1 protein-coding gene is annotated in these 613 nt (G+C 27.4%); it reads right to left on the reverse strand.

Going from position 1 to position 613, the window contains the following annotated elements; translation table 11 throughout:
- Positions 1 to 2: 2 nt before the first annotated feature.
- Positions 3 to 563, reverse strand: coding sequence for a LysE family transporter (locus tag AOG54_RS04555; RefSeq protein ID WP_048101923.1), 561 nt, complete (start codon positions 561 to 563; stop codon positions 3 to 5).
- Between the last annotated feature and the right edge of the window lie 50 nt (positions 564 to 613).

A 613-nucleotide genomic window follows, 5' to 3' on the forward strand; every position in this document is an offset into this window, starting at 1 on the left:
ATTCATACTAATAATATTATTCCATTATATAATATATAAAAAGCAAATATAAATATTATAAATGCAGATATGTATTTTATATATTTTTCATATTTATATCCGAATCTATTAATTGCATATGGAAATGTAAAAATCCATATTATTATACCTGAAAATAGTCCAGCCACAGAAAGTATGCTTAACTCCTTTAATAGGAAAAATCCTGCAGTAAGCCACCACAGTATCTGGAATGGATTGGTCAATCCCATTGATAATCCTATAAAATAGTTACCCTTTCTTGATTTTGACGGCATTTTAGATTTTAATACAGCCATTCCAAGGTAAAGCATGAATAACCCACCTATTATATAAATAAATTTTAGTATACCTAAATTTATGTATGACCGAAGGAAGTAAACAATTAAAAAGAATGTAAAATCTGCACTCATTGCACCTGCACCAACACTTGTCCCATGCATCTTTGATTTTAATGATTCATTTGCTATTATTGAATTTACAGCACCTGGTGGACCTGCAAGAGATAATCCAAGGATTATTCCAAGCAGATAGTAATAAAATATCATTATGGTTTATTATAATAAAATATTTTAAAATTATATTACTTTCATATAGA

The organism is Acidiplasma aeolicum, assembly GCF_001402945.1.
Classification (GTDB): domain Archaea; phylum Thermoplasmatota; class Thermoplasmata; order Thermoplasmatales; family Thermoplasmataceae; genus Acidiplasma; species Acidiplasma aeolicum.